Consider the following 1,431-nt stretch of genomic DNA (forward strand, 5'->3'; position numbering starts at 1 on the left):
CGTTCGACTCGGGGGAGACGACGATGATCTCGCCGTCGATGACGCACTTGTCGGGGAAGCCGGCCTTGACCGCCTCGACGACCTCGGGGAAGTAGCGGGTCATCGGCTTCTCGTTGCGGGAGCCGATCTCGACGAGGTCACCTGAGCGGAAGATGATCGAGCGGAAGCCGTCCCACTTCGGCTCGTAGAGCACCTCGCCCTTGACGGCCGAGAAGTCCTTGACCGGCTTGGCGAGCATCGGCGACACCGGGGGGACGACCGGCATGCCCCACGTGCTGCGGTGGTCGGCGTCGCGCTCGGCCTTGGGTGCCATGTAGTCCCCGTCCGTCTTGTCCTGGCGTCGTTTGCTCGGCTGCACACGGGGCGGCTCGCCGGGCATCTTGGGGTAGTCCGGCGGGAAGTTCAGCTCGCCGAGGCCCCGCTCGTGGACGTCGCGGTCCCACAGCGCGATGGCGGCGGCGACGTCGCCGACCTCGTCGTCGATGCCGGCCCACGCGTCGCCGCGGTCGGCCACGAGGGCCGGCACCGTGCGTACGGTGAGCTCCCTGGGGTCCACCGAGCGCAGCTCGTCCCACGTCACCGGCGTGGACACGGGCGCGCCGGGCAGCGGGCGAGGCGAGTAGGCGGAGGCGATGGTGCGGTCGCGGCAGGCCTGGTTGAAGTCGACGAAGACCTTCTCGCCGCGCTCCTCCTTCCACCACGACGTCGTGACGAGGTCGGGCAGGCGGCGCTCGAGCTCGCGGGCGATGCCGATGACCCCGTGCCGCACGTCGAGGAACTCGTGCGTGGGGGCGACGCGGGCGTAGACGTGCACGCCCCGGTTGCCGGAGGTCTTGGCCCAGGCGGTCAGCCCGATCTCGGCCATCACCTCGCGCAGCGCGACGGCCGCCTCGACCGCGTCGGCGAAGCCGCGTCCCGGCTGCGGGTCGAGGTCGATGCGCAGCTCGTCGGGTCGGTCGACGTCGGCCGTGCGCACCGGCCAGGGGTGGAAGGTGACGGTGTTCATCTGCGCGGCCCAGACGGCGTCGGCGACCTCGTCGACGACGAGCTGCGGGTGCCGGCGTCCCGACGGATAGGTGCACACGACGGTGCGGGTGCTCTCCGGCACGCCCTTGGGCGGGTTCTTGGAGAAGAACTCCTCGCCCTCGATGCCTTCGGGGAAGCGCTGCAGCGTGACCGGCCGGTCGCCGAGCGCGCGCAGCAGCGGGTCGGCGACGGCCACGAGGTACTCGGCGAGGTCGAGCTTGGTCACCGGCCTGCCGTCGGCCATGCCCGCGGACGGCCACAACACCCGCTCGGGGCTCGAGACGCGCACCTCCCGCACCCCCGACGGGCTCGACGGACTGGGCGCTGGAACGACGGCGGGCTTGGCGCTCACCTGCCGATCGTAGCCACGGGGTGCGACGCCGCCGGTCGGGCGCGCGCTGTGCG

1 protein-coding gene is annotated in these 1,431 nt (G+C 72.4%); it reads right to left on the reverse strand.

Annotated elements, in window-relative coordinates; genetic code table 11:
* Positions 1-1,378 (reverse strand): non-homologous end-joining DNA ligase (ligD, locus tag ABD194_RS21300; RefSeq protein WP_343995269.1); only part of this gene is annotated, 1,378 nt, incomplete at its 3' end.
* Between the last annotated feature and the right edge of the window lie 53 nt (positions 1,379-1,431).

Source organism: Terrabacter terrae (genome assembly GCF_039529575.1).
Taxonomy (GTDB): Bacteria; Actinomycetota; Actinomycetes; order Actinomycetales; family Dermatophilaceae; genus Terrabacter; species Terrabacter terrae.